The 21,871-nt window shown below is 40.9% G+C and carries 22 protein-coding genes and 1 tRNA gene; 12 read left to right on the top strand and 11 right to left on the bottom strand.

Annotated features, from left to right (window positions below; genetic code table 11):
- Window positions 1-144 precede the first annotated feature (144 nt).
- Window positions 145-1,302, top strand: a complete 1,158-nt coding sequence (locus B4U84_RS15985; RefSeq protein ID WP_131119397.1) for a DNA cytosine methyltransferase — start codon at window positions 145-147, stop codon at window positions 1,300-1,302.
- Here B4U84_RS15985 and B4U84_RS15980 read toward each other — a convergent pair.
- From B4U84_RS15980 to B4U84_RS15970, 3 genes are all read right to left on the bottom strand, one after another.
- Complete coding sequence (locus B4U84_RS15980) at window positions 1,268-2,014, bottom strand: hypothetical protein (RefSeq protein WP_131119395.1); 747 nt, start codon at window positions 2,012-2,014, stop codon at window positions 1,268-1,270. The genes B4U84_RS15985 and B4U84_RS15980 overlap by 35 nt on opposite strands.
- On the bottom strand, window positions 1,992-2,243 hold the full coding sequence (locus tag B4U84_RS15975) for a helix-turn-helix domain-containing protein (protein WP_131119393.1): 252 nt from the start codon (window positions 2,241-2,243) through the stop codon (window positions 1,992-1,994). Before B4U84_RS15975 ends, B4U84_RS15980 begins: the two co-directional genes overlap by 23 nt.
- 100 nt (window positions 2,244-2,343) lie before the next feature.
- The gene (locus B4U84_RS15970; RefSeq protein ID WP_131119391.1) at window positions 2,344-4,341 is read right to left on the bottom strand and encodes a monovalent cation:proton antiporter family protein; all 1,998 of its coding nucleotides are present in this window, start codon (window positions 4,339-4,341) and stop codon (window positions 2,344-2,346) included.
- Between the two features lie 154 nt (window positions 4,342-4,495).
- Here B4U84_RS15970 and B4U84_RS15965 point away from each other — a divergent pair, with 154 nt between their 5' ends.
- From B4U84_RS15965 to B4U84_RS15940, 6 genes are all read left to right on the top strand, one after another.
- Entirely contained in the window at window positions 4,496-4,804 is a 309-nt protein-coding gene (locus tag B4U84_RS15965) for a helix-turn-helix domain-containing protein (RefSeq protein ID WP_131119389.1), read from the top strand.
- A gap of 390 nt (window positions 4,805-5,194) precedes the next feature.
- On the top strand, window positions 5,195-6,178 hold the full coding sequence (locus B4U84_RS15960) for an alpha-ketoacid dehydrogenase subunit beta (RefSeq protein WP_131119387.1): 984 nt from the start codon (window positions 5,195-5,197) through the stop codon (window positions 6,176-6,178).
- Between the two features lie 95 nt (window positions 6,179-6,273).
- Complete coding sequence (gene secD / locus B4U84_RS15955; RefSeq protein WP_131119385.1) at window positions 6,274-7,686, top strand: protein translocase subunit SecD; 1,413 nt, start codon at window positions 6,274-6,276, stop codon at window positions 7,684-7,686.
- On the top strand, window positions 7,683-8,651 hold the full coding sequence (gene secF / locus B4U84_RS15950; RefSeq protein WP_131119383.1) for a protein translocase subunit SecF: 969 nt from the start codon (window positions 7,683-7,685) through the stop codon (window positions 8,649-8,651). Before secD ends, secF begins: the two co-directional genes overlap by 4 nt.
- A 99-nt stretch (window positions 8,652-8,750) precedes the next feature.
- The gene (locus B4U84_RS15945) at window positions 8,751-9,152 is read left to right on the top strand and encodes a hypothetical protein (RefSeq protein WP_131119381.1); all 402 of its coding nucleotides are present in this window, start codon (window positions 8,751-8,753) and stop codon (window positions 9,150-9,152) included.
- Window positions 9,153-9,247: 95 nt separating this feature from the next.
- Window positions 9,248-9,667 carry a GNAT family N-acetyltransferase gene (locus tag B4U84_RS15940; protein ID WP_476422839.1) on the top strand — a complete coding sequence of 140 codons (420 nt, stop codon included), beginning with the start codon at window positions 9,248-9,250 and terminating at the stop codon, window positions 9,665-9,667.
- Window positions 9,668-9,722: 55 nt separating this feature from the next.
- Here the strand turns inward: B4U84_RS15940 and B4U84_RS15935 are convergent, their stop codons facing one another.
- From B4U84_RS15935 to B4U84_RS15910, 6 genes are all read right to left on the bottom strand, one after another.
- On the bottom strand, window positions 9,723-10,625 hold the full coding sequence (locus tag B4U84_RS15935; protein ID WP_131119379.1) for a sensor histidine kinase: 903 nt from the start codon (window positions 10,623-10,625) through the stop codon (window positions 9,723-9,725).
- A gap of 93 nt (window positions 10,626-10,718) precedes the next feature.
- Window positions 10,719-11,306 carry an L-threonylcarbamoyladenylate synthase gene (locus tag B4U84_RS15930; protein ID WP_131119377.1) on the bottom strand — a complete coding sequence of 196 codons (588 nt, stop codon included), beginning with the start codon at window positions 11,304-11,306 and terminating at the stop codon, window positions 10,719-10,721.
- Between the two features lie 208 nt (window positions 11,307-11,514).
- Window positions 11,515-12,429, bottom strand: coding sequence for a peptide chain release factor N(5)-glutamine methyltransferase (gene prmC / locus B4U84_RS15925; protein ID WP_131119375.1), 915 nt, complete (start codon window positions 12,427-12,429; stop codon window positions 11,515-11,517).
- 87 nt (window positions 12,430-12,516) lie between these two features.
- On the bottom strand, window positions 12,517-13,344 hold the full coding sequence (locus B4U84_RS15920) for a Tic22 family protein (protein WP_131119374.1): 828 nt from the start codon (window positions 13,342-13,344) through the stop codon (window positions 12,517-12,519).
- 1,103 nt (window positions 13,345-14,447) lie between these two features.
- Window positions 14,448-14,521: transfer RNA gene (locus B4U84_RS15915), tRNA-Pro, on the bottom strand.
- 204 nt (window positions 14,522-14,725) lie between these two features.
- Entirely contained in the window at window positions 14,726-15,271 is a 546-nt protein-coding gene (locus B4U84_RS15910; protein WP_017310093.1) for a GNAT family N-acetyltransferase, read from the bottom strand.
- Between the two features lie 388 nt (window positions 15,272-15,659).
- On the opposite strand from B4U84_RS15910, the gene B4U84_RS15905 reads away from it, so the two are divergent.
- Together B4U84_RS15905 and B4U84_RS15900 are read left to right on the top strand one after the other, a co-directional pair.
- Window positions 15,660-16,379 carry a hypothetical protein gene (locus B4U84_RS15905; protein ID WP_131119372.1) on the top strand — a complete coding sequence of 240 codons (720 nt, stop codon included), beginning with the start codon at window positions 15,660-15,662 and terminating at the stop codon, window positions 16,377-16,379.
- 190 nt (window positions 16,380-16,569) lie between these two features.
- The gene (locus tag B4U84_RS15900; RefSeq protein WP_131119370.1) at window positions 16,570-17,502 is read left to right on the top strand and encodes an alpha/beta fold hydrolase; all 933 of its coding nucleotides are present in this window, start codon (window positions 16,570-16,572) and stop codon (window positions 17,500-17,502) included.
- A 116-nt stretch (window positions 17,503-17,618) separates the two neighbouring features.
- Here B4U84_RS15900 and tsaD read toward each other — a convergent pair whose 3' ends face one another.
- Window positions 17,619-18,662: a tRNA (adenosine(37)-N6)-threonylcarbamoyltransferase complex transferase subunit TsaD gene (gene tsaD, locus B4U84_RS15895; protein WP_131119368.1), complete on the bottom strand. Its 1,044-nt coding sequence runs from the start codon at window positions 18,660-18,662 to the stop codon at window positions 17,619-17,621.
- Between the two features lie 545 nt (window positions 18,663-19,207).
- On the opposite strand from tsaD, the gene B4U84_RS15890 reads away from it, so the two are divergent.
- The 3 genes from B4U84_RS15890 to B4U84_RS15880 all read left to right on the top strand — a co-directional run bounded on the left by B4U84_RS15890 (window position 19,208) and on the right by B4U84_RS15880 (window position 20,915).
- The gene (locus B4U84_RS15890; RefSeq protein ID WP_017310088.1) at window positions 19,208-19,705 is read left to right on the top strand and encodes a photosystem I reaction center subunit III; all 498 of its coding nucleotides are present in this window, start codon (window positions 19,208-19,210) and stop codon (window positions 19,703-19,705) included.
- Between the two features lie 37 nt (window positions 19,706-19,742).
- Entirely contained in the window at window positions 19,743-19,880 is a 138-nt protein-coding gene (gene psaJ / locus B4U84_RS15885) for a photosystem I reaction center subunit IX (RefSeq protein ID WP_009459082.1), read from the top strand.
- A gap of 516 nt (window positions 19,881-20,396) precedes the next feature.
- The gene (locus B4U84_RS15880) at window positions 20,397-20,915 is read left to right on the top strand and encodes a photosystem I reaction center subunit XI (protein WP_017310087.1); all 519 of its coding nucleotides are present in this window, start codon (window positions 20,397-20,399) and stop codon (window positions 20,913-20,915) included.
- A gap of 145 nt (window positions 20,916-21,060) precedes the next feature.
- On the opposite strand, the gene gmk is transcribed toward B4U84_RS15880, so the two are convergent.
- Window positions 21,061-21,660 (bottom strand): guanylate kinase, encoded by a 600-nt coding sequence (gmk, locus tag B4U84_RS15875; RefSeq protein WP_026081846.1) that lies wholly within the window; start codon window positions 21,658-21,660, stop codon window positions 21,061-21,063.
- Between the last annotated feature and the right edge of the window lie 211 nt (window positions 21,661-21,871).

Here is a 21,871-nt window from a genome sequence, read left to right as displayed (position 1 = left end):
ATGATGGCTTTATACCATTTTGGATTTTGGATTTTGGATTGGGAAACTCTTTGTGCATAAGAGTTATATGAATCTATCTGTCGCATTCTTTTTTGAAATTGGTATCACTTGACAATATTTATATGAATACTATAGTATTCAATAATGAGACAGAAAATTATTGATTTATTTGCTGGAGCAGGTGGTCTGACTACAGGATTTCACATGGCAGGCTTTGAATCTTTATGTGCGATCGATGTAGATGCCAAACCTTTGACGACATACAAGTACAATTACTCAAACACTAAAATTATTCATCAGGATATACGTAAAATTAATCCTTCTGATTTACGGTTAGCTTTGGGATTGCAGCGAGAAGAATTAACAGCGTTGATTGGTGGTCCCCCATGTCAGGGGTTTTCACGAAATATTCCAGCTGGATATCGCTACCTCAATGATTCCCGCAATCAGCTATATCGAACGTTTTTGGAATTCGTAGAGGAGTTTAGACCCATTTACGTCGTAATGGAGAACGTGCCTGAAATCTTGAAGGCTTACAATGGCGTAATAAGGGAAGAAATCACACAACAACTAGAATCATTGAGTTACAAAGTAGTCTCTTCATCATTAAATGCTGCACACTATGGAATACCACAAACAAGATCCAGAGCTTTTTTTCTAGCTAGTCTCGATCACTACCTTCATTTTCCTGAACCAACACATTTTGGTGATATTAGGAGTGACTATAGAACTAAGAAGTCTTGTAATCAGCTTAGTTTGTTAGAAACAAATGTTTCTCCACTTGTCACAGTCAGAGATGCAATTGGAGACTTACCACCACTAGAAGCAGGACAAGAATATGAGGCTGAAGTTTATCCTTCGGCTCCACAAACTACATATCAAGCTATGATACGTAATCAAAGCATCAAAGTTGTCAATCATGTTGCTCGTGCTTTAACTCCAATTCAATTGTCGAGAGCACGTTTACTCAGTGAAGGACAAGATGCTAGAGACTTACCTAGTGAATTAGCTCCCAAAAAATACTATAGCGGTGCATACGGCAGACTTTACTGGGATAAGCCAGCAAGAACTATAACCAGATGGGTCTTCCATCCTGGCTCAGGTAGATTTTTCCATCCTACTCAGGATCGAACAATTACAATACGCGAAGCTGCAAGATTACACTCTTACCCAGATAATTTTCACTTTTTGGGAACCTATACTGATATGGCTTCTCAAATTGGTGAATCTGTACCTCCCTTTCTAAGTAAAGTCATAGCTTTATCTATTATTCAGGGTCATTCTCAGAAAACTGCATGTTGATTTGATCTTGCAAAGCAAAGATAACTGTCTTTACATATCGATCAAGAGTAAGACGAGTTCTTTCAACTTTAATACGAACCGCTTGTGTGGGAATAGTTCTAGCTCTGAAAAGTTGTTTCTGATTTTTGTACCACACCAATTCTATTTTGCCTGCAACGTTGCCCTGTAGCCCTACCCCTGAACCGCCAGTAGTTTTGTCTACTGTCCAAGCCCAAGAAAACGTGCTTGAATCAAGAGGATCGAGTGGAAACTCACAGTAAATATACTCGTAACCTTTGATAGTTTTCAGTAATATGCCTTCATAACTATTTACAACACTTTGTGCTGCCTGACTCAAAATAATCTTCTCATTCCAATGTTGGATAATGGCTGCTCCAAGCTCATCCGGCGAGGATTGCTCAGTCAAACCAGGAAAACCCAGTTGGGTAGACTTCTTGATGATATCTGCTCTCTGGATAACAAACAAAAATGGGCTTTTAAAGTTTAGGCTCTTCAGTTGGAGGGATTTGAGTGACCAACCAGTTTTAGTAACTACGTCAACAGCATCATAGAGAAGCTTGCTACGTCCGAGAGCTGGATCTAACAAAGGAATATCCTTAACATAATGAAAAATTGCTTCCCATGTATAATCTTCTATCGAGCCAATCACAGGAGATGCAATAGTCGCGATAATGGCTTGCTTTAATCTTTCAATCTCGTTGTTTGTCAACACTCAGGGATTCCTCTACAGCTTGTAAAAATTCACTCATTTTTATTCCCAAAGCATTGGTAATATGACTGAGAACTCTGACGGATGGACTTTTTAGTCCTCGTTCAAGCTGGCTGATGTAAGTCCTATGCAGACCTGTCACTTCTGCAAGATACTCTTGTGACCAACCTTTCTGTATGCGATAACGCTGTAGTTCTAGTCCTAAAATTTGGTCTAACTTACTGGATTGCATGAGAAAAAGCGTAGAATTTTGAATATTAAAGTTCTACAGACTAAAGTATTCAAAAATTTCATCGATTTGTGCGATCGCTCACCTTAAGTGTGAAATCTTGTTAATCCCCTGTAAAAAGTTTTGTAAATGCGATATGCTCTTGGGGGTTGGCAACAACCAGTAGGCGATCGCCTGACTCAAGGATAAATTCACCAGTTGGATAGCGGTAGAGTTGTTTGTTACGTTCAATTGCCATGATAGTAGCTCTGGTTAAACGGCGAGCGTTGGTTTGAGCTAGACTTAGCCCTAAAAAAGGCGAATCGAAATGTAGGACATACCAATGATGTTCTAGCCCTGCGATCGCCACCTCCAGATCAGCTGCGCCCCAGTACTGCGATCGTTCTGGTAAAATGTCTCGATACCGTCCACGGCGATAACGGTTCACGACTTGCTGTACTGCATAGGTAGAATCCCCCAATTTCAACAGCATATGCGCGCCCATTTCTAGAGAAGCTTCAAATTCTGGTTGAACCACCTCTTGAGCGCCCAGTTGGTAGAGCGAATCAATTTCGTCATTCACATGAGCGCGGACAGTAATATCTAAATCTGGTGCTAGACTTAAAGCACGCTTCAAAGTTAGTCGAGTCGCCATTGGATCAGGTAGAGCGATCGCCATTGCTTTGGCTTGAGTGATATTGGCTTTTTCCAAAACTAACGAGCTAGAAGCATCTCCAAAAAGATAGGGAATCTTTCGCTCTCTTAAAGTTTGCAGAGCGGCTTCATTATTGTCAATCACTAGGATTTTATGTCCCTGAAAATACAGCATCCTCACAAGAGTTTGCCCTACCCTACCATATCCCACCACTAGCACATGGTTGATAAGTTCTTCTTCTAACCCAACTAGGCGAGGGGAATTATTCAACTGCAAAAACGAATTGATTTGGGGAAACCGTTCCAACCACTGAAGTAGATACGGTGTTACCTTCAGCATAAAGGGCGCTAGCAATAAGGTTGTGGCTGTGGTTCCTACGGTCAATCCATAAAGTCTAGACGAAAAAACTCCCTCACTTTGAGCAACACCAGCTAAGACAAAGGAGAATTCTCCAATTTGGTTGATACCAATACCGACTGTCAGGGCCATTTTCAGAGAATAGCCAAACCCCCTAACAATTAATGCAACAATCCCTGCTTTCCCAATCAGAGTAATGGCTATTAACCCGATTAATACGCCAGCATTGGCAAACAGGAAACCAGGATCAATTAACAGTCCAATCGAAACAAAAAACAGAGTAGCAAAAACATCTCGCATCGGTAGAATCCGATCAAGAGCATGATCAGCATATTCCACATTGGAAATCATTAATCCTGCTACAAATGCACCCATAGCGATACCTAAACCGATGGCGTAGGTAAATAGCGCAATTCCCAAGCAAAGTACCAAAATTCCTAGTAGAAATAACTCCTGAGATCCCGTTTGAGCGATTAATCGAATCAGAAACGGAATAACCCACTTTCCAGCTAAAATTGCCCCAGTAAGAAAAAGTAGTACTTTAACCAGCGCAGCAAATAAAGCAATACCGATCATCTCGGTTGGTTGGGTCAACACAGGAAGGACTGCCAGCATCAGTCCCAACCCAAGGTCTTGTATAATCAGAATTGCCAGCATAATTTGTCCATGAATGGTCTGGACTTCATTCCGCTCAATTAAACTTTTGAGTACGACTGCTGTTGAGGACAAAGAAAGCACAGCACCCAAAAAAATTGCCTGGGGAGCTGTCTCGACCCAACCTGTAAAATAGGCGAGTCCTCCTCCAAGTAGAATCGTGAGTATGATTTGCAGCGATCCACCACCAAGGGCGATCACCCGTAACCGTAATAAGTCTTTGAGGGAAAACTCAACACCCAAAGCAAACAACAATAGGGCTACCCCAACTTCGGATAATACTTGGATATCCCCCTCAAGCGTGACAAGTTTTAACCCTGCTGGACCGACAACCATACCCCCCAACAAGTATCCAAGTAACACGGGCTGATGCAAACGATTGACCAGATACCCTCCGCTTACTGCAACCCCCAACACTGTTACCATTTCGACAATCAGTGTTAATTCACCAGCCATTAATTTTCTTCCCTGACGTTGGTTTGTATGTTTGCCAGAAGGTACAACGAACACTATAAAATAATATAGTTAATAACATAGACATCAGTAGGCTTTTTGACGTCAATTGATTTAATAAATGTATTCATATAGTTATCAAAGGGAGCATTTTGGTATGGATATGCAAGTCCTGAGAGAACGCGCGGGACTTAGCCGTGCAGAAGTCGCCTTCAGGCTTGCAATCAGTGAAACCAGCGTTCGCAACTGGGAAGCAGGGCGTACAGAACCGACAATGACGCCGAAAAAATACTTAGACGCGTTGCGACTATTTAAATGCACACCAGAAGAATTGGCAGCAGCCAGCGAAAAATCTATCAACCAGCGACATAAACGTAAACCAGGAAGACCAAGGAGATTTCCCAACAATCAATTAAATCAAGTCACACCTATGCCTGAAGCACCACCTGCTGAGATGCGGCTATAGATCAATCAAATCCAAATCACAGATACTGCTATTTTAATGTTTATGAAATATTCATGAAATTAATTGATAAAATTTATACCATTTAGGCATAGGACAAGGTAAAAGGCTTTGTAGACGTCTTTTGCCACACTTATCTCAAAATTAATGCTAGTACACAAAAGTTTGCGTTGAGCCAATTATCCGCAATAGACGTAAAATATTTCTGTGGCAACAATTGAACGACTTGCATAGCCATTTGTGTGTCACTCCAAGAGCATAAGTTTTGAGATATACCCAAAGTTATCAAATAAATTCATGTGTTTTACACACATTGAGAACAGCAGCATCGCTGACGGTATTTACAGCTGAAGCGCGATAAGATTCTAAAACAATAAATTTATCAGAGGTCGAATGGCAGAAACATTACTCTTCAACGCCTTAAAAGAAGCCATTGATGAAGAAATGGCCCGTGACTCCACAGTATTTGTACTTGGTGAAGATGTGGGACATTATGGTGGTTCCTACAAAGTGACAAAGGATTTGTATCAAAAATATGGTGAACTCCGAGTTTTAGATACTCCGATTGCGGAAAACAGCTTTACTGGTCTAGCTGTCGGTGCAGCAATGACTGGGTTGCGACCGATAATAGAAGGCATGAACATGGGTTTTTTGCTCCTTGCCTTTAACCAAATTGCCAACAACGCCGGGATGCTACGCTATACTTCCGGCGGTAACTACAAAATTCCGATGGTAATTCGTGGACCTGGAGGTGTAGGTCGTCAACTTGGTGCGGAACATTCCCAACGATTAGAAGCTTACTTCCAAGCTGTACCTGGATTGAAGATAGTAGCTTGTTCCACACCTTACAACGCCAAAGGATTGCTCAAATCTGCTATCCGCGATGAGAACCCAGTTCTATTTTTTGAACACGTCCTACTTTACAACTTAAAAGAAAACCTACCAGAAGAAGAATACCTCCTACCTCTGGATAAAGCCGAAATTGTACGACGTGGGAAAGATGTCACAATCCTCACGTATTCACGGATGCGTCATCATGTCACACAAGCATTGAAAACTTTGGAAAAACAAGGTTATGACCCAGAGGTCATTGATTTAATATCTCTCAAACCTTTAGATATGGAAACGATTGGGACATCTATACGCAAAACCCATCGAGTGATTATAGTCGAAGAGTGTATGCGAACAGGAGGCATTGCAGCAGAATTAATTGCCTCAATTAACGAGCGCTTTTTTGATGAATTGGATGCACCTGTACTACGACTTTCTTCCCAAGATATCCCCACACCTTACAATGGTATGCTGGAAAGATTGACAATTGTTCAACCAGAGCAAATTGTCGAAGCTGTAGAAAAAATGATCGCTTTGCGAGTTTAGGAACGGGGATCGGGGATCCCCGATCCCCGATCCCCAAAATAATCATAAAATCATCAAAGAGCGTTATCATATCGTTTGTCGCCGCGAGTTATGGTATGCAAAGACAGCGATCGCTATTAGCTTTAATTTTTGTTTTGGTAATTGCCGCTATAGTGGTAATTGCCACAATTCCTATACCGCTTGGATTAGACTTGCGGGGAGGTTCGCAACTGACAATTCAGGTGAAGCCAACACCAGAAATTCCACGGATCACTGAACGAGAACTAGAAGCTGTCAAAAGTGTTGTGGAAGGTCGTGTCAACGGTCTTGGTGTCTCTGAACCTGTAATTCAAACAGTTGGAGAAGACAAGATTTTAGTGCAGCTACCCGGAGTTAATGATCCAAAGGATGCAGAACGAGTACTCGGTAGTACAGCACAGTTAGAATTTCGCCAACAAAAACCAAATACAGAAACTCAGTTGCTTGCTTTACGAAGTTCGCAACTGGAATTCAAACAAAAGCAGCAGGAATTAAAAAACTCTCAAGACACCGCAGCGATCGCCCAAAATAAAGAAGCGCTGCAAAATAACAGCAAAGCGATCGCTGAACTCTTTGAGAGTACCAATCCGCCCCTGACTGGTCAATACCTCAAGGATGCCCGTGGAGAACCAACAGCAGGCAATAATTGGGAAGTAGCCATTCGCTTTGATCAAAAAGGTGGTGAACTTTTCGCCTTACTCACTAAAAACCTTGCTGGTACTGGTCGCAGTATAGGGATTTTTCTTGACAACGAACTCATTAGTTCTCCTGTAGTTGGGCCGGAATTTGCTGCTACAGGTATTACTGGTGGTGGGGCTGTCATTACGGGTAACTTTACATCTCAAGAAGCCAGTGAATTAGGTATACAGCTAAAAGGTGGTTCTTTACCAGTACCAGTAGAAATTGGTGAAATCCGTACAGTTGGAGCAACATTAGGTAAAGATAGTATCCAAAGCAGTATCTGGGCAGGTGTCGGGGGTCTACTCTTAGTCCTGGTATTTATGGTAATTTACTACAGATTACCAGGAGTAATTGCGGATATCGCCCTAGTAATTTATGCCCTCTTGACTTGGGCTTGTTTTGCTCTTTTGGGCGTTACTCTCACCCTACCCGGAATCGCAGGTTTTATCCTGAGTATTGGTATGGCTGTTGATGCGAATGTGCTGATATTTGAACGCACACGGGAAGAATTACAAGCAGGCAAAACTTTATACCGTTCTGTAGAATCTGGCTTTTACCGCGCGTTTTCTAGTATTTTAGACAGTAACGTCACGACTTGGATTGCTTGTGCTGCGCTGTTTTGGCTGGGTTCTGGTTTAGTCAAAGGATTTGCTTTAACTCTTGCTTTAGGTGTAGCAGTCAGTATGTTCTCAGCAATTACCTGTAGTCGGACATTAATGTTTTTGGCAATTTCTATTCCTTCCTTACGTAAACCTGGACTATACTCTCCTAATGTGCCAACTTCAAATAAGACGGAGGTGGCTCGATGAAACTGAGTATCAACAAATCGCGATCGCTGTGGTGGATCATTTCTGGCATCATTATTCTTGCTGGTATCATCTCCATGGTGATTTCCTCCCAGCAAATCGGCCTACCCCTACGCCCTAGTTTAGATTTTGTCGGTGGTACACGTTTGCAGTTTGAACGGGATTGTACAAACCCAGATAACTGTAATAAAGCCATTGATATCAACGAAGTTCGAGAAGTAGCTAACGCTCAAGAACTTGGTGACAGCAGTATCCAGATTATTGCTGACAAAGATACAGGCAAAGATAACGGTGTACTGATTCGTACTAAAGCATTGGATGTAGAAAAACGTACCAACCTACAAAATGCTTTAAGCGAGAAAATAGGTAACTTTGACTCACAAAAAACCCAAATTGACACTGTTGGTCCCACAATTGGGCAAGAACTATTTAGGAGTGGTGTAATTGCGCTGATTGTCTCGTTTCTGGGTATAGTTATTTACTTAACTTTCCGCTTTCAATTAGACTATGCGATCTTTGCGATCATTGCTCTATTTCACGATGTCTTAATTACAGTAGGGGTTTTCTCAATTTTGGGTTTGGTCGCAGGTGTAGAAGTAGATAGCCTATTTATTGTTGCTTTGCTAACGATTACAGGTTTCTCTGTCAATGACACCGTGGTGATTTATGACCGGATTCGGGAGACACTGCAAACTAACCCCAATCGTCCCATTGCTGACATTGTAGATGATGCAGTTAACCAAACTCTCGCACGGTCAATCAACACAACCTTAACAACCTTGCTGACGTTGTCTGCTATCTTTCTGTTTGGTGGACCAACCTTGAAATACTTTTCCCTAGCTTTAATTATTGGTTTCACGATGGGTGCATATTCCAGTATTTTTATCGCTAGTACTCTTTTAGCTTTGTGGCGAGAACGCAAAGGCCAACCCGTCGTTTCTCCAACTTCTGAATCAATAAATAGTTAGTAGTTAGTTTTCTCCCTTGTCCTCCTTGTCCTCCTTGTCTCCCCACACTCCCAGACGCGATTCATCGCGTCTCTACATCACTCTCCCCTTCCCTCGCCTATGGATGAACCAGAAAAATTATTAATCAGTGCAAACACAGATGCTAATTTTGTCAAACAAGTACAAAAGCTACATCTGCTTACGGTATATGGCAGATGGTTGTTTGTTGGCTTTTTATGGTTGACTATTGTGCCTTGGTGCTTGTGGAGTTTACGTGAAGAGATTGCTTTGTGGCAACAATATTTTACTTGGGTGGCGCTCAGATATGGACTTTTTTTCCATCCATTTGCTACCCTTGGTTTAGCTTTCTGTATAGGGATGACTGTTGCAGTTTTGGTTTGGCAAAGCCGTAATATTCTATTTGGATTACCGTCCCAAGAGCAGAAACGTCTAGAAAACCAAGTTTTTCGCATACGTCAACAGGGACCAAGTCATCCCCTGTGGAAATGGATATGTCAGTAAATCTTGAATTTTTCATGAAAAAATAGTTGCGATATCAGCGTAAAGGCTGTATCTTCAAAGCGAGACTCAGTAAAGGTACTGCCTAAATTGGTGTGATGATTACTTATTCTCAAATTCAATTAAGCGATCGCAAATCAAAAATCGACCTTTACCAACTCCAACAGCTGTTAGATGTTTCAGCTTTTTGGGCAAAAGGACGTAGTATTGAAGATTTAGGGGTAGCCATTGCTAATAGTGACCCTGTGATCAGTGTTTGGGATGGACAACAACTAATTGGCTTTGCTAGAGCAACTTCCGATTGTATCTATCGCGCTACAATTTGGGACGTTGTGATTCATCCAGATTATCGTGGTAACGGACTGGGCTATAAATTGGTAGAAGCTGTTCTGAGTCATCCTCGTCTCCAACGAGTAGAACGCATCTACTTAACGACTACTCACCAACAAGAATTTTACGAAAAAATTGGCTTTCAACAAAATTCCACTACTACAATGGTGTTTTACAATAATCAGTGATTAGTTAACAGTTATCAGTGATCAGATTTGTTTGATAACTGTTAACTATTAACTGTTAACTGATAAATTGGGGGATTGTTATTTGCAATCTAGCCATATCTTCACCTTGTTCAGTTGTTAGAGGAAATGGGACAATTTCTAAATTTCCCCCCATCACTTCTAAAATAGTTTGACTGAGTAAGAGCTTCATTCCTGGGTCGAAAGTAATATTATTTTCGTCAGTTTTAGCAACCTGATTTTTAGATGAAATTAAATCTATTGGTTCACTGTGTAAAATACCCTGTTTAGGTACATCTAGCCAGATATAAACAAGATTATCTGAAGATGAAGCTTCGGTAGAAATATAAATACTACCTTCCTCTATTTGAGCGATCGCAGTTTCGATCAAATTGATTAATACTTGTTTGAACCAACGAGAATCTACAACGACTTTCAAATCTGATTCTGGTAATAAGACTTTGAAAGGAAAATTGCGATTTTCCGCCAGCATGTAAGTTAAATCATACACTTCCTGCAACAGTTGAGTGAGCGATCGCGGTTGCAAGTCTAGCTTATTTGTACCATGTTCTAATCTGGCAACAGTGAGAATTTCATCAATTAAATTCAGTAGCTTGAGCGTTCGCTCATGAGCTTGCTTGATAAATTCTCGTTCTTCTTGTGGATCTTCACACAGGTCTGCCAAAATTAATTGCTGTAAACCAATTAAACCATTGATTGGCGATCGCAATACATGGGTAGTTCGCGCCAAATATCCCGCTTTAAACTGACTCATTTCTCGCGCCATTTCATAGGCCAGTTGAGTTTGTTTAATCTGTTGTTGGAGTTTCACAACATCTTGTTTTTCTGTTGCTAGTACTGGAGATGAATTAGATGGCCTGTTTCTACCTGCCAATAACCCACTAATACCCAATCCTAATAAAACTCCGGCTCCGAGGTCTACCCAGTTACTCCAATTCATACATTTGGCAAATATCAACTTTTTAACAGTTATCAGTTATTCAGTTATCAGTTAACAAGCTTAATAACTGATAACTGATAACTGATCATTGATTTAATCCAGCTTAACTCCTCCTTGGCGCAAAATCTGCCAATTCAGTCCAGTCCATTTGGCAACAGTAGAAGGTACTCCATTTTTTGGTATTTTATTTTCATCTTCTGTGCTAGCCAAAGCCAAAACTTCAGGGAATTGGGCTGTGATTTCGGTCATTGTTTGCAAAGGTGGCTGACCTGACAAGTTAGCGCTAGTAGTAGCGAGGGGGCCTGTTTGCGCTAGAATCTTTTGAGCGATCGCACAATCAGGAACGCGAATACCAATAGTTGTTGGATCTATAGGATTCATAACTATTGGAACTCGTGTAGAAGCTGGTAAAACTAAAGTCAGCGCTCCAGGCCAATACTTTTGAGCAACTTCTTGCCAAATTTGATACTCTTGTTCACTACCTTTAACAAAAGCCCAAAGTGCTTCTGGATGAGCCGCCATTAAAATTAATGGTTTATCTTGAGTGCGTTGTTTGGCTTGAAAAATCAAAGCTGCTTGCTCTGGTAAACTTGCTAAAGCGGGAACTGTATCTGTAGGAAAACTGATTAATTTACCTGCTTTTACACCAGCTACGAGCGTATCGAAAGAAACTTGTGCCATCTCAAAATTATCAAAGAAGGGAACAGGGAACAGGGAACAGTTTTCTGTTAACAGTTCCCCATGGGGTCTAAAACCTCATCTTCTATAAGTTGCTTGTTTGGGTTGAGGTTAAATTCCCATACCAAAGACCCTGTTCCCTGTTGCCCGTTCTCTGTTCCCTTTTAAGGATGATAAATTATGAATTATAAAAATTAATTTTTTTCATTACTCATAATTTATACGCTAGGGCAAAACGTTCAATACCAGCTAAATCAGCAGAAATTTCAATATTGCAGTAGCTACCTTGATTTTGTAGGATCTCTCGTACTGCATCCGCTTGTCCGGCCATCATCTCTATAAGCCACACCCCACCTGATTTTAAATAACTAGGGGAAGTTTCGATTAAATAGCGGATACAATCTAGACCATCTTCACCACCATCAAGTGCTAAATGTGGCTCATGGTTAACAACTTCTGGTTGCAGGGTTGATACAGTACTGGTGGGTATATAAGGCGGGTTTGACACCATTCCACTGAATTGTCCTTTCAAAAACTCCAGTGGTTCCCACCAATAGCCCTGATAAAAGTTGATCCGATCGCTCAGTTTAGCATTCTGGGCATTAATTTGAGCGATCGCAATTGCTGCCCTTGAGTAGTCAACCGCGTGAATTGTCGCTTCCTGGAAAGCATCTGCTAGTCCAATGGAGATTGCTCCACTACCGGTTCCTAAATCTACCCAGTGTCCTTGTTGGAGGCTGAGATTTTCCTGACTCTTGGCTACTGCTGCGACAGCAATATCAATTAAGCATTCAGTTTCTGGTCTAGGGATTAAAACCGCAGGAGAAACTGTAATTTGAAATTGTCGCCAAGGTGTAACTCCTGCAATGTATTGTACTGGCAGGCGTTCTTTTAAACGTTTTTGCCATAAAATCTCTAGTTCTTCTAAGGATAGCTGTAACTGGATATGCGATCGCTCTTTAAACGACTCCAAACGTAGCGCCAAACGATCTAAGCCAGCTATTTCTTGTAATAGCCAGTCTACCTCAGCAGGTGATACATCAGCACTAATCGAGGCTGCGATCGCTGCTTGACGCCATTCCCAAAGTTGCAAACCAGAAATTTTTTTTGTTTGTTCTTCTGTCATTTTGAACAAAAAAGGGAACAGGGAAAAGGGAATAGGCAACAGGGAAAGATTGTTCCTCCACATTAAAAGTTCCCCGTTCCCTTTTACTTATTTTTTCGGTTGAGTGGGTGTTGTAGCAGTAGGATTGGGTTTGATAGCTGGTGTAGAAGCTGTGTTAGGTGCGTTAGTCCTTGGCTGCTTGCTGATATATTCTAAGCTCTCAGAAGAGGGTACTAGAGTAACTTGCTTCAACCACTCATCATTTTTTTGCTGTAACGTTTGGATGACGCCTTCAATATCAACTACCTGAATTTCAGCTTTGGGAATATCTTTCTTAATCTGGTTCAATAGACCTTGGGCGTCTTTTTGACTGAGAAACAAAGGGACAATTTCCTGATTGTTAGAACGCTTTTTGACTGATACGTATCCTTTATCTGCTGATTGGACAATAAACACAGGTACAATTAACTGCTTGACTTCTTGACCTTTCTGACGTAGCAGTGTGACTGCTCCCTGAAGATCTTGTTGTCCAGGTTGCAGGGCAAATAAGACACGGTCTGGTTTATTTTTATCTTCTTGCAGCTTTTTATAAATAACTCCCATTGGTACTGGTTTTACTTGCAAGGTTTTTACCATGTTCACAATCTTCGGATCTTTTTGTTTCCGCAGTTCTTCTAAAAAAGCCTGTGCTTCCTGTCCGTTCATAAAAACATCTGCTACCGTAGTACTTTTTTGTCCATTTTGGGCAGCAGGTAGAGTGCGAGTTAGGGGTACACCTTGAGGGTTAGTAAGAAGAAAAACAGGTACTTCATTCAGTTTTTCTGTTATTTGTTGTTCTGGTAATGCTAGTACTGGGGCATTTCCGCTAAAAACTGTTGCAAGCAGAGTACTCCCCACTAAACCTAATGTTGTACCCCAGCGAACCAATGATTTCATGACTTCTCCTAGCATCAATATTTTGAATTCAATCAAACGAATAGTTATATTCGCACATCACCGACTAGTTTTTGTTATGGTATCTGTTTTGCTAGTGGATTGTGCAGTTGTTTGTTTGTCATTTTTGCCTAAACATTGACAAACAGCAAAGTAACGTAGATAGATGCCTGCTATATGTTGCTTTCAAAAGACGAAAACTTTTCCGCTCGTGAAGGCGACAAATGCCATTTTATTGCTTTTACTATGCCACATTTGACGTCATATGCTAGTAATTCGTTCCATCTACCAGAAAAAATGACTGCCTTAATTTACACATATCTTCAAAGAAATTCAGTTTGTTGTTTCTACCTCAAAACCAGGCTAGCAACAAAATTACAAAGTTTTACTTTTCCGCAAAGATAAGTAAATAAAGTGCAAATATAATTACTAAATTTTTTTCAATTCTTTCAGATTAAAATATAGTCAAATTTTGTTTATTTATGAGAAAAACCAAAAGCTCTATATTTCTTGCTCTAGGACTGGAGGAATAATATTTAACCGACCAAAGTTGGAAGTGATAGATGATAGATTAGGTTAGAAATTGCGATCGCAATTTCTACTTAGTATAACTATCAACATAGCTCAATAATTACTATAAGATCTGTTTCGATTTATTTTCTTTATCCTTAATATAGGATTTTTATTTGATTTTTGAAAAAATCAGTAAAGTTGATGTTAAGCGTTAAGCCTCTTTGCTATGAGTTATAAATTTATTTTCGGGCAGGATTTTAACGTGAGTTAGATAAAAGCTATTAACTCGCCCGCGAACCCGCAAGTAAACTGCGCGGCTCATACATAGTCAAAGTCTAGTTTAAGTAGACTGAATCAATAAGCCTTTCAACCCACTTTAAGTGGGTTTTAGCTATGAGCCTCAAATTTATTTGAGGGCAAGATGTTGTTGCTCATGAAATCCATCGAACTCACGTGATTTTAGGCAAAACTACAAGCAATAATGCACAAGAAAGACATAGCCCCCTCAGCGTTAAAAATTATACAATTTGACGCAAAACTGTTTTACACAAAACAGTAGACCAATAAAATGCTCTAGGGCTAAGATTTTTAAGTCGGGATGACAGGATTTGAACCTGCGGCATCCTGCTCCCAAAGCAGGCGCGCTACCAAGCTGCGCTACATCCCGTTGACTGACTCTAACAGTTTATCACATTTGAGCGCATTGAAGTAAAACATAGACTAAATCGTAGATATTTACTCTACAGCTTCGTACTATGTAAATTTACTTTTGTGCAAACAATAAAAGAATATATAATAAACTTGCTTATATGTCAAGGGACATATTCTTGACGCTGCCACAAGTAGACAGCGCAGGCTTCTCACTGACTGATTACTGAGGATACCAAAACATACCTTTAATACCTTCTGGATCGGACATAAAACCCAAACTTCGGTAGAAGTCAACAACATGGGGGTCAGCAAACAGAGTCACATTGCTAATTTCTTCACTCCTCAGTTTTTTGAGTACGTATTTCATCAGCGCCTTACCCAGTCCTCTACTTTGAAATTCTGGGTGAACTACCACATCCCAAATCGTGGCATTAAAAGCATGATCGGAGGTAGCACGGGCAAAACCAATGAGCCGCCTTTTATTACCTCGCACTTGCCACATGGAAGCAACGAGAAAACTATGCTCAATAGCTTTTTTGACTTTTCTTAAAGGACGACGCGACCAACCAACCGCATCACATAGTTCTTCAAGTTCATATAAATCAATATCTCGTTCTGTACTAAAAACAATGCGAGCCTCCTGGGTAGAAGATTCTTTGACACCATTGGAATTACCAACAGTGTCCACTGTATACTCTTCAAAGGAAGTAGTTTTACTTGTTGCGATCGGTTCAGAAGCACTAAACCAAGTTTTCCAAAAACCCATGCCAGCGTGGTTCGGGTAGTATTACTGAATTGGTTTCTAATGAGAGAGTGTTTCTTAACGCTTAACTGAGATTTATGTCTAAGTATCTCTCACATCCAGGATTTTTGGCGTTGTCGAGATTTCCAATAACAGTTCTCAGTAATCGTTTACTTCACATCAATCATTTTCAACTTTAGCATTTTGTGGTAGGGCTAGGAGAAATTAAGCCAAAAGACAACTGTCTTGAAAATAGGCGTGGGGGTGTAAGGGTGTAGGAGTATAGGACGAGTAATATTTTTATTCACCCTGGTGTACGCACCTCAGTCATAGCTATTTAAAACTAAATTACACACGAATATATAATGAACGCTTTAGATTTGATCACAGTAAGCAAGGCTTATTTTCAACAATGGCTTCTGGTTTAAAATCTTCGACACTGGAACTCCTAAAGCGCTTTAATCGCGCATTTCCTCAATTTTATGAACAATTTGTCAGCAGTGAGATTCAACTGCAAAATTTGCGGTTGGCTTACCGTCTCTACAAAAGCACACGCGCGGTTATTGAGTTGAAGCCAGAAGGTAGCAAAAGTGCCTTGCATTTCGCTTACCGTAACCAATCGTTTTTGTTGAGCGATATATTTGGTGTACTAGCGGCTTATGGGCTAACGATTCACGGTTTAAGCTTATACGGTCAGATTAAATCGCCCATGCTAGTATTTATCAAACTACTGGTTTCCCGTGGTAGTAAAGCTCTGAGCGAGAAAACATCAGAAAATGTTTGTCGTGCTATTCGAGAGGCTTTAGCAGGGCGATTTGAAGTAGAAGAAATGCTAGCAGTAGAATTTAATCTCGATGTTGGTTTAGAACAGGTACAAACTGAATTTTATGTTGATCCAGTCTTTCATCTTCCAGCTTTAGTAATAGAGGCTGATAACCAACCGGGATTATTTTACAAAGCGATGTATGCTATTTGGCAGGAAGACCTTTTGGTAGTTAATGCCAACTTGCTAGTATGGCGTGGACGTACACGCTTGATTCTCTACTTGTTAGGGCCTAATGAAAGTCTCATCCCAGAATACTTAGGTCACAAAATTGCTGAAGGCGTGCGACAGAAATTGTTGAGCAAGTGAAAAATGTCATTGGTTATTGGTCATTTGTCATTAGAGACGCGATTCATCGTGTCTGTACAATGGTTTTGATCGATACTTCTTTGATAGTACAAACCTCCGGATTTATCTATGGCATCAATCCAAAATCTAAAATCGAAAATCTAAAATCGAATGAGTAAGTCGTACTCACTCTTCGGAGTACGATAGAAGTATGGCTACCATAGAAATTTTGGGCGTTCCACACGCATACGAACTTACAGTTCCCACGTCCTATCCCCACACTTTGGTATTTGTTCACGGTTGGCTCAATAGTCGTGGCTATTGGCAACCTGTGATTTCTCGCTTGTCAGATGATTTTCAGTGTTTATCTTACGATTTGAGGGGTTTTGGCGAATCTCAGTCTCAGAAATACGCCGATTTTATTCATCAGGGAGTGTCTTTTGAGGTGGGTTCTATTCACCGCAGTGACTTTGTGAATCCATTTGAGTCCCTTTATACGCCAGCCGCCTATGCAAAGGATTTAACAGTTCTGTTGGAACAGCTAAATATTACCAGTGCTTGGCTTGTTGGTCATTCCTTGGGAGGTACTATCGCTCTCTGGGGAACTGCTCAAAAGCATGATCGCATTCGAGGAGTGATTTGTATCAACTCTGGCGGTGGGATTTATCTCAAAGAAGCCTTTGAGCAGTTTCGTTTAGCGGGTCAACGGTTTTTACAAATTCGTCCTCGATGGCTTAGTCAAGTACCTTTGATTGATTTGCTGTTTACTAGAGCTAGTGTGGTGCGTCCTTTAGAACGCTACTGGGCCCGTCAACGGATCATTGATTTCATTAGCGCCGATCCAGAAGCAGCTTTAGGAGCATTGTTAGATTCTACAACAGAGGATGAAATTAACCGTTTACCTCAGCTAGTATCCCAATTAAAACAGCCAATTTATTTTCTTGCTGGTGCTCAAGATAAGGTAATGGAACCCAAGTATGTCCATCATTTGGCAAGTTTTCATCCGTTGTTTCAATACAGTGGTAACAATGTGATCGAAATTCCCAATTGTGGTCATCTAGCTATGTTAGAGCAACCAGACTCGGTCGCTGACCATATCCGCTCAATTGTTTTTCAACACTCGGAAATAGGAGTGAGGGACTAAGGATCGGGGAAAGGGGATTGGTGTTTATTTTCCCCCTTGTCCGTCTTCCCAATTTTGAATTGATTACGTCCTCCTTGTTCCCGATCCCCGATCCCCGATCCCCGATCCCCGATCCCTTACCCTCGATACAACTCCATTACCTGTGTTAATCCGAGGCGAGACTGAACACCAAGAGTTAAAGGTGAGGTATGACCCCGGTTTAAATGATTAGAGGCGGCACAACCAATCATCGCGGCGTTGTCGGTGCAATATTTGAGGGGAGGAAACAAAACTCTAATATTATGTTCTGTGGCTGCGGCTTGTAAGCGTTGTCTTAAACCACTGTTAGCTGCGACACCACCACCAACGGCAATTGTATTGAGGCCGTAGTCGATCGCACAAGCTATTGCTCTTTTCGTAAGCGATCGCGCGACGGTATCTTGAAAACTGGCTGCAACATCTGCCACTGGTACTGGTTGCTCTTGTTTCTCAAACTGCTGTACTAGCCGCAGCACTGCTGTTTTTAAACCACTAAAACTTGCATCATAGGGATGATACCCACCATTTGGTAAAGAAACTCTCCCTTCTGGCAGGCTAAAGGCTTGGGAATTTCCTTGTTGTGCTAACTTATCTATGACTGGACCACCAGGATATCCCAGTTTTAAAAGGCGGGCGACTTTATCAAAGGCTTCACCAGCAGCATCATCACGGGTTTCGCCCAGAGTTTCGTACACGCCACAATCTTTGACGTAGATCAAGCTTGTGTGTCCACCGGAAACTAGCAAGCTTAAAAAAGGAGGCTCTAGGCTTGGTTCGCTGAGGTAAGTGGCGTAAATATGACCTTCCAAATGATGGACGCCCAAAAATGGTTTGTCATGTACCATCGCTAGGGTTTTGGCAGCAGTTAACCCCACCAGCAGCGCTCCTACTAGCCCAGGCGCACAAGTGGCAGCGATCCCATCTATCCCTTGCCAATCGAGCTGGGCTTGTTCTAAAGCTTGAGCGATCGCCACATTAATGATTTCTAAATGCTGTCTGGAAGCCACTTCCGGCACTACACCACCATATTGACTGTGGACAGGAATTTGAGACGTAACAATATTACTTATTACTTGACGATTGTTAACAATTGCTACAGCAGTTTCATCACAGCTGGTTTCTATCGCTAAAACGCTTGCCATCACTGGGTTATGCCTAATAAAGACTAGTTTGAGAAACTTTAACTTTTATTGACTTCAACTTTACTCGGTTCACAGGCAAGAGTATGATTGCCATAGACTCAAAACCCATCAAAATAATAGGAAAAATTGGAAATTTTGTCAGATTAATACCTGTCAAAATCCCTGTTTATCCTTTTTTGATTGTGGATTTAAACTCCACAATTTCACAAAAGACCAGATAAGAAATATTAAATTTCTCCTGGTCATTAAAAGTGAACATGCTTCTACATACTAAGGTTAAGCCACACAATCCTTTAGGGTTAAGGTGGAAAAGACTGATTGAGTCAGTCAAAGCCCTTTGGGGTAGAACATATATTGTGTAGTGTAGCTTCAGCCGCACGCCACAATATGAGTACCCTTAGGGAAGGCTAACGCCAACAAAATCCTGGTTTTTTCAGACCAGGAGAATTCAAAATGATGTAATAATTGTGCAAATCAAAATTGTACAAGCCGCTTCGTTTTGTACAATATTAAGATTTTGTTTCGTCATGAAAGGAAACAATTCCATGCGACGCTTGTTTACTTTGATTTTAGCCATTTGTCTTTGGTTTAACTTTGCTCCCGCCGCGAATGCGTTGGGAGCCGACCTCGTACCTTGTAGTGAATCTTCTGCCTTTGCCCAGCGCGCCCAAGTTGCTCGCAATACTACTGCTGACCCCGAATCTGGTCAAAAGCGATTCGAGCGCTATTCTCAAGCGCTGTGTGGACCTGAAGGTTTACCTCACTTGATTGTTGATGGTCGTTTAGATCGCGCTGGTGACTTCTTGATTCCCAGCATTCTCTTTTTGTATATTGCTGGTTGGATTGGCTGGGTTGGTCGTGCTTACTTGCAAACAATCAAAAAGCAAGGAGGCGACGTCGAACAGAAGGAAATTCAAATCGACGTTCCTTTGGCACTGCCTATCATGCTATCCGGCTTTGCTTGGCCAGCAGCAGCAATTAAAGAATTGCTTTCTGGTGAATTAACAGCCAAGGATGAAGAAATCCCCATTTCACCACGCTAGCATTGCTTGATTCATTCACCGTTTTGGAGATTAATTCATGGATAATCAAAGCCCTTTCTTTAAGTTTCTTAGCACAGCACCCGTAATCACTACGATCTGGCTGTTCATTACAGCAGGTATTTTGATTGAATTTAACCGCTTTTTCCCTGACCTACTTTTCCACCCGTTGCCATAAAGAACTAACGGGTTTTAATTTTTGAAGGGTTTGGTTAGATGAGCGGAGCATTTGTATATGTATATTTATCGTCAAAGCGAAAATTTTATTGTACAAATGCTTCGCCCATATAGGGAATAATTTAAATAACTGAGATAAATAACTATCGATTTGTACTTATTAACGACTAATATAAAGACTAAAAATGATGATATAAAACTTTTTAATATTGAAAACAATGTGAGTTTTATTATTTTCAGAAATAAATCACCCTATTTCATATCTTAATTTCAAAATATCTGTTAAATTCTTTAGATTTTACTCTACTAGAAGCTGCTTACGCATCTAAATGCGTCATTCATGGTTCATTAAAATAAATATTTAAAAGCAAGCTATAAGCTGAAAATTTCTGTATGCTTGGATAGCAAGAGAGTAAATTAATTTTTCTAAACTTTAGTTTTCAAAAATCACACCCAAAGACAATTATTATTAATATAAAATCTTGCCACCTTACTGTTGAGAGGCGAAATCATAAATATGGCGCAAGCAGTAGATGCATCCAAAAATCTTCCTAGCGATCCTAGAAATCGGGAAGTAGTTTTTCCAGCAATGCGTGATCCACAAATTGGTAATCTGGAAACACCAATTAATTCTTCTGCCTTAACCAAGTGGTTCATTAACAACTTACCTGCATATCGTCCAGGTATTACTCCCTTTAGAAGAGGGCTAGAAGTTGGTATGGCCCATGGTTACTGGATTTTTGGCCCCTTTGCCAAATTGGGTCCCCTGCGGGACGCTCCAAATGCTGATTTAGTTGGTTTGTTATCAACTATAGGCTTGATTGCGCTTTTATCTGTTGGCTTATCTTTGTATGCTAATAGCAACCCTCCTGAGCCAGTTGCAAGCGTGACTGCACCTCACCCTTCTGAAGCTTTCCACACTAAAGAAGGCTGGAGTAATTTTGGTAGCGCTTTCTTAATTGGTGGTATTGGTGGTGCTGTTACAGCCTACTTCTTAACTGTCAATATTGGATTGATTCAAGGTTTGTTTGGTTAAACCAATAAACAGTTAGCAATTAGCAATCACCAACCTATTTACTAACTGCTAACTACTAACAAAGTATAAAGGACACGAACAAAAAGCTTATTGGCTTTTGGTTTGTGTCCTTTATGGTTTTTGTGTAAGGAAAAGGAATTGGACTTTATTTAAACAAAGTTGCTTCAATAGAATTGAGAGTTGTTTCAAAATCGTCATTTACGATTTGAATATCAAATTCATCAGCAGCATTGATTTCATCTTGGGCGCGGTTTAGACGACGGGCGATCGCTTCTTCTGAATCTTGTCCGCGAGTACGTATCCGTTTCTCTAACTCACTGAATGAAGGTGGCAAAATAAAAATACTGAGCGCTTGGGGAAAAGAACGGCGAATTTGTCTAGCTCCTTTTAACTCTATTTCCAGTAAAACCAATTTGCCAGAACAAATTTGGTTAAAGACTGGTTCACGGGGAGTACCATAGTAGTTGCCAGCAAATTCTGCCCACTCTAAGAATTCACCCTCTGCCACCAATTGTTCAAATTTACTACGGCTAATAAAGTAATAATCTTTGCCGTCAATTTCTCCTGGACGAGGAGAGCGAGTAGTTGCAGAAACAGAATAGTAAAGCTCTGGATGACGCGCCAGAAGCGATCGCATTAAAGTGCCTTTACCAACACCACTTGGCCCGGTTAAGACAATTAGCTTGCCAGAAGATTGACAATCCTTGGTATTAGCACCACGATGGATGGATAAAACTTGCATCATCCGCTCAACCTGTGAATCAATTAATAGACATTATTCATGAGTCGTCAGCCGTTGTGAGTTGCTAGGCCAACTATTTAATTTGAATTTTAGATGGCGAAGCCACTGTGTTAGGCGGTCTGCTGCTCTTGTTAGACTATGGGTTTTCTCCCATTGTCGCACTTGGCATTTTGCTGTAGCACGTGGCGTGATTTTGGATTATACAGTTTTTGAG

The organism is Westiellopsis prolifica IICB1, from assembly GCF_004323185.1.
GTDB lineage: Bacteria > Cyanobacteriota > Cyanobacteriia > Cyanobacteriales > Nostocaceae > Pelatocladus > Pelatocladus prolificus_A.
This window is presented reverse-complemented; position numbering and strand designations above follow the sequence as displayed.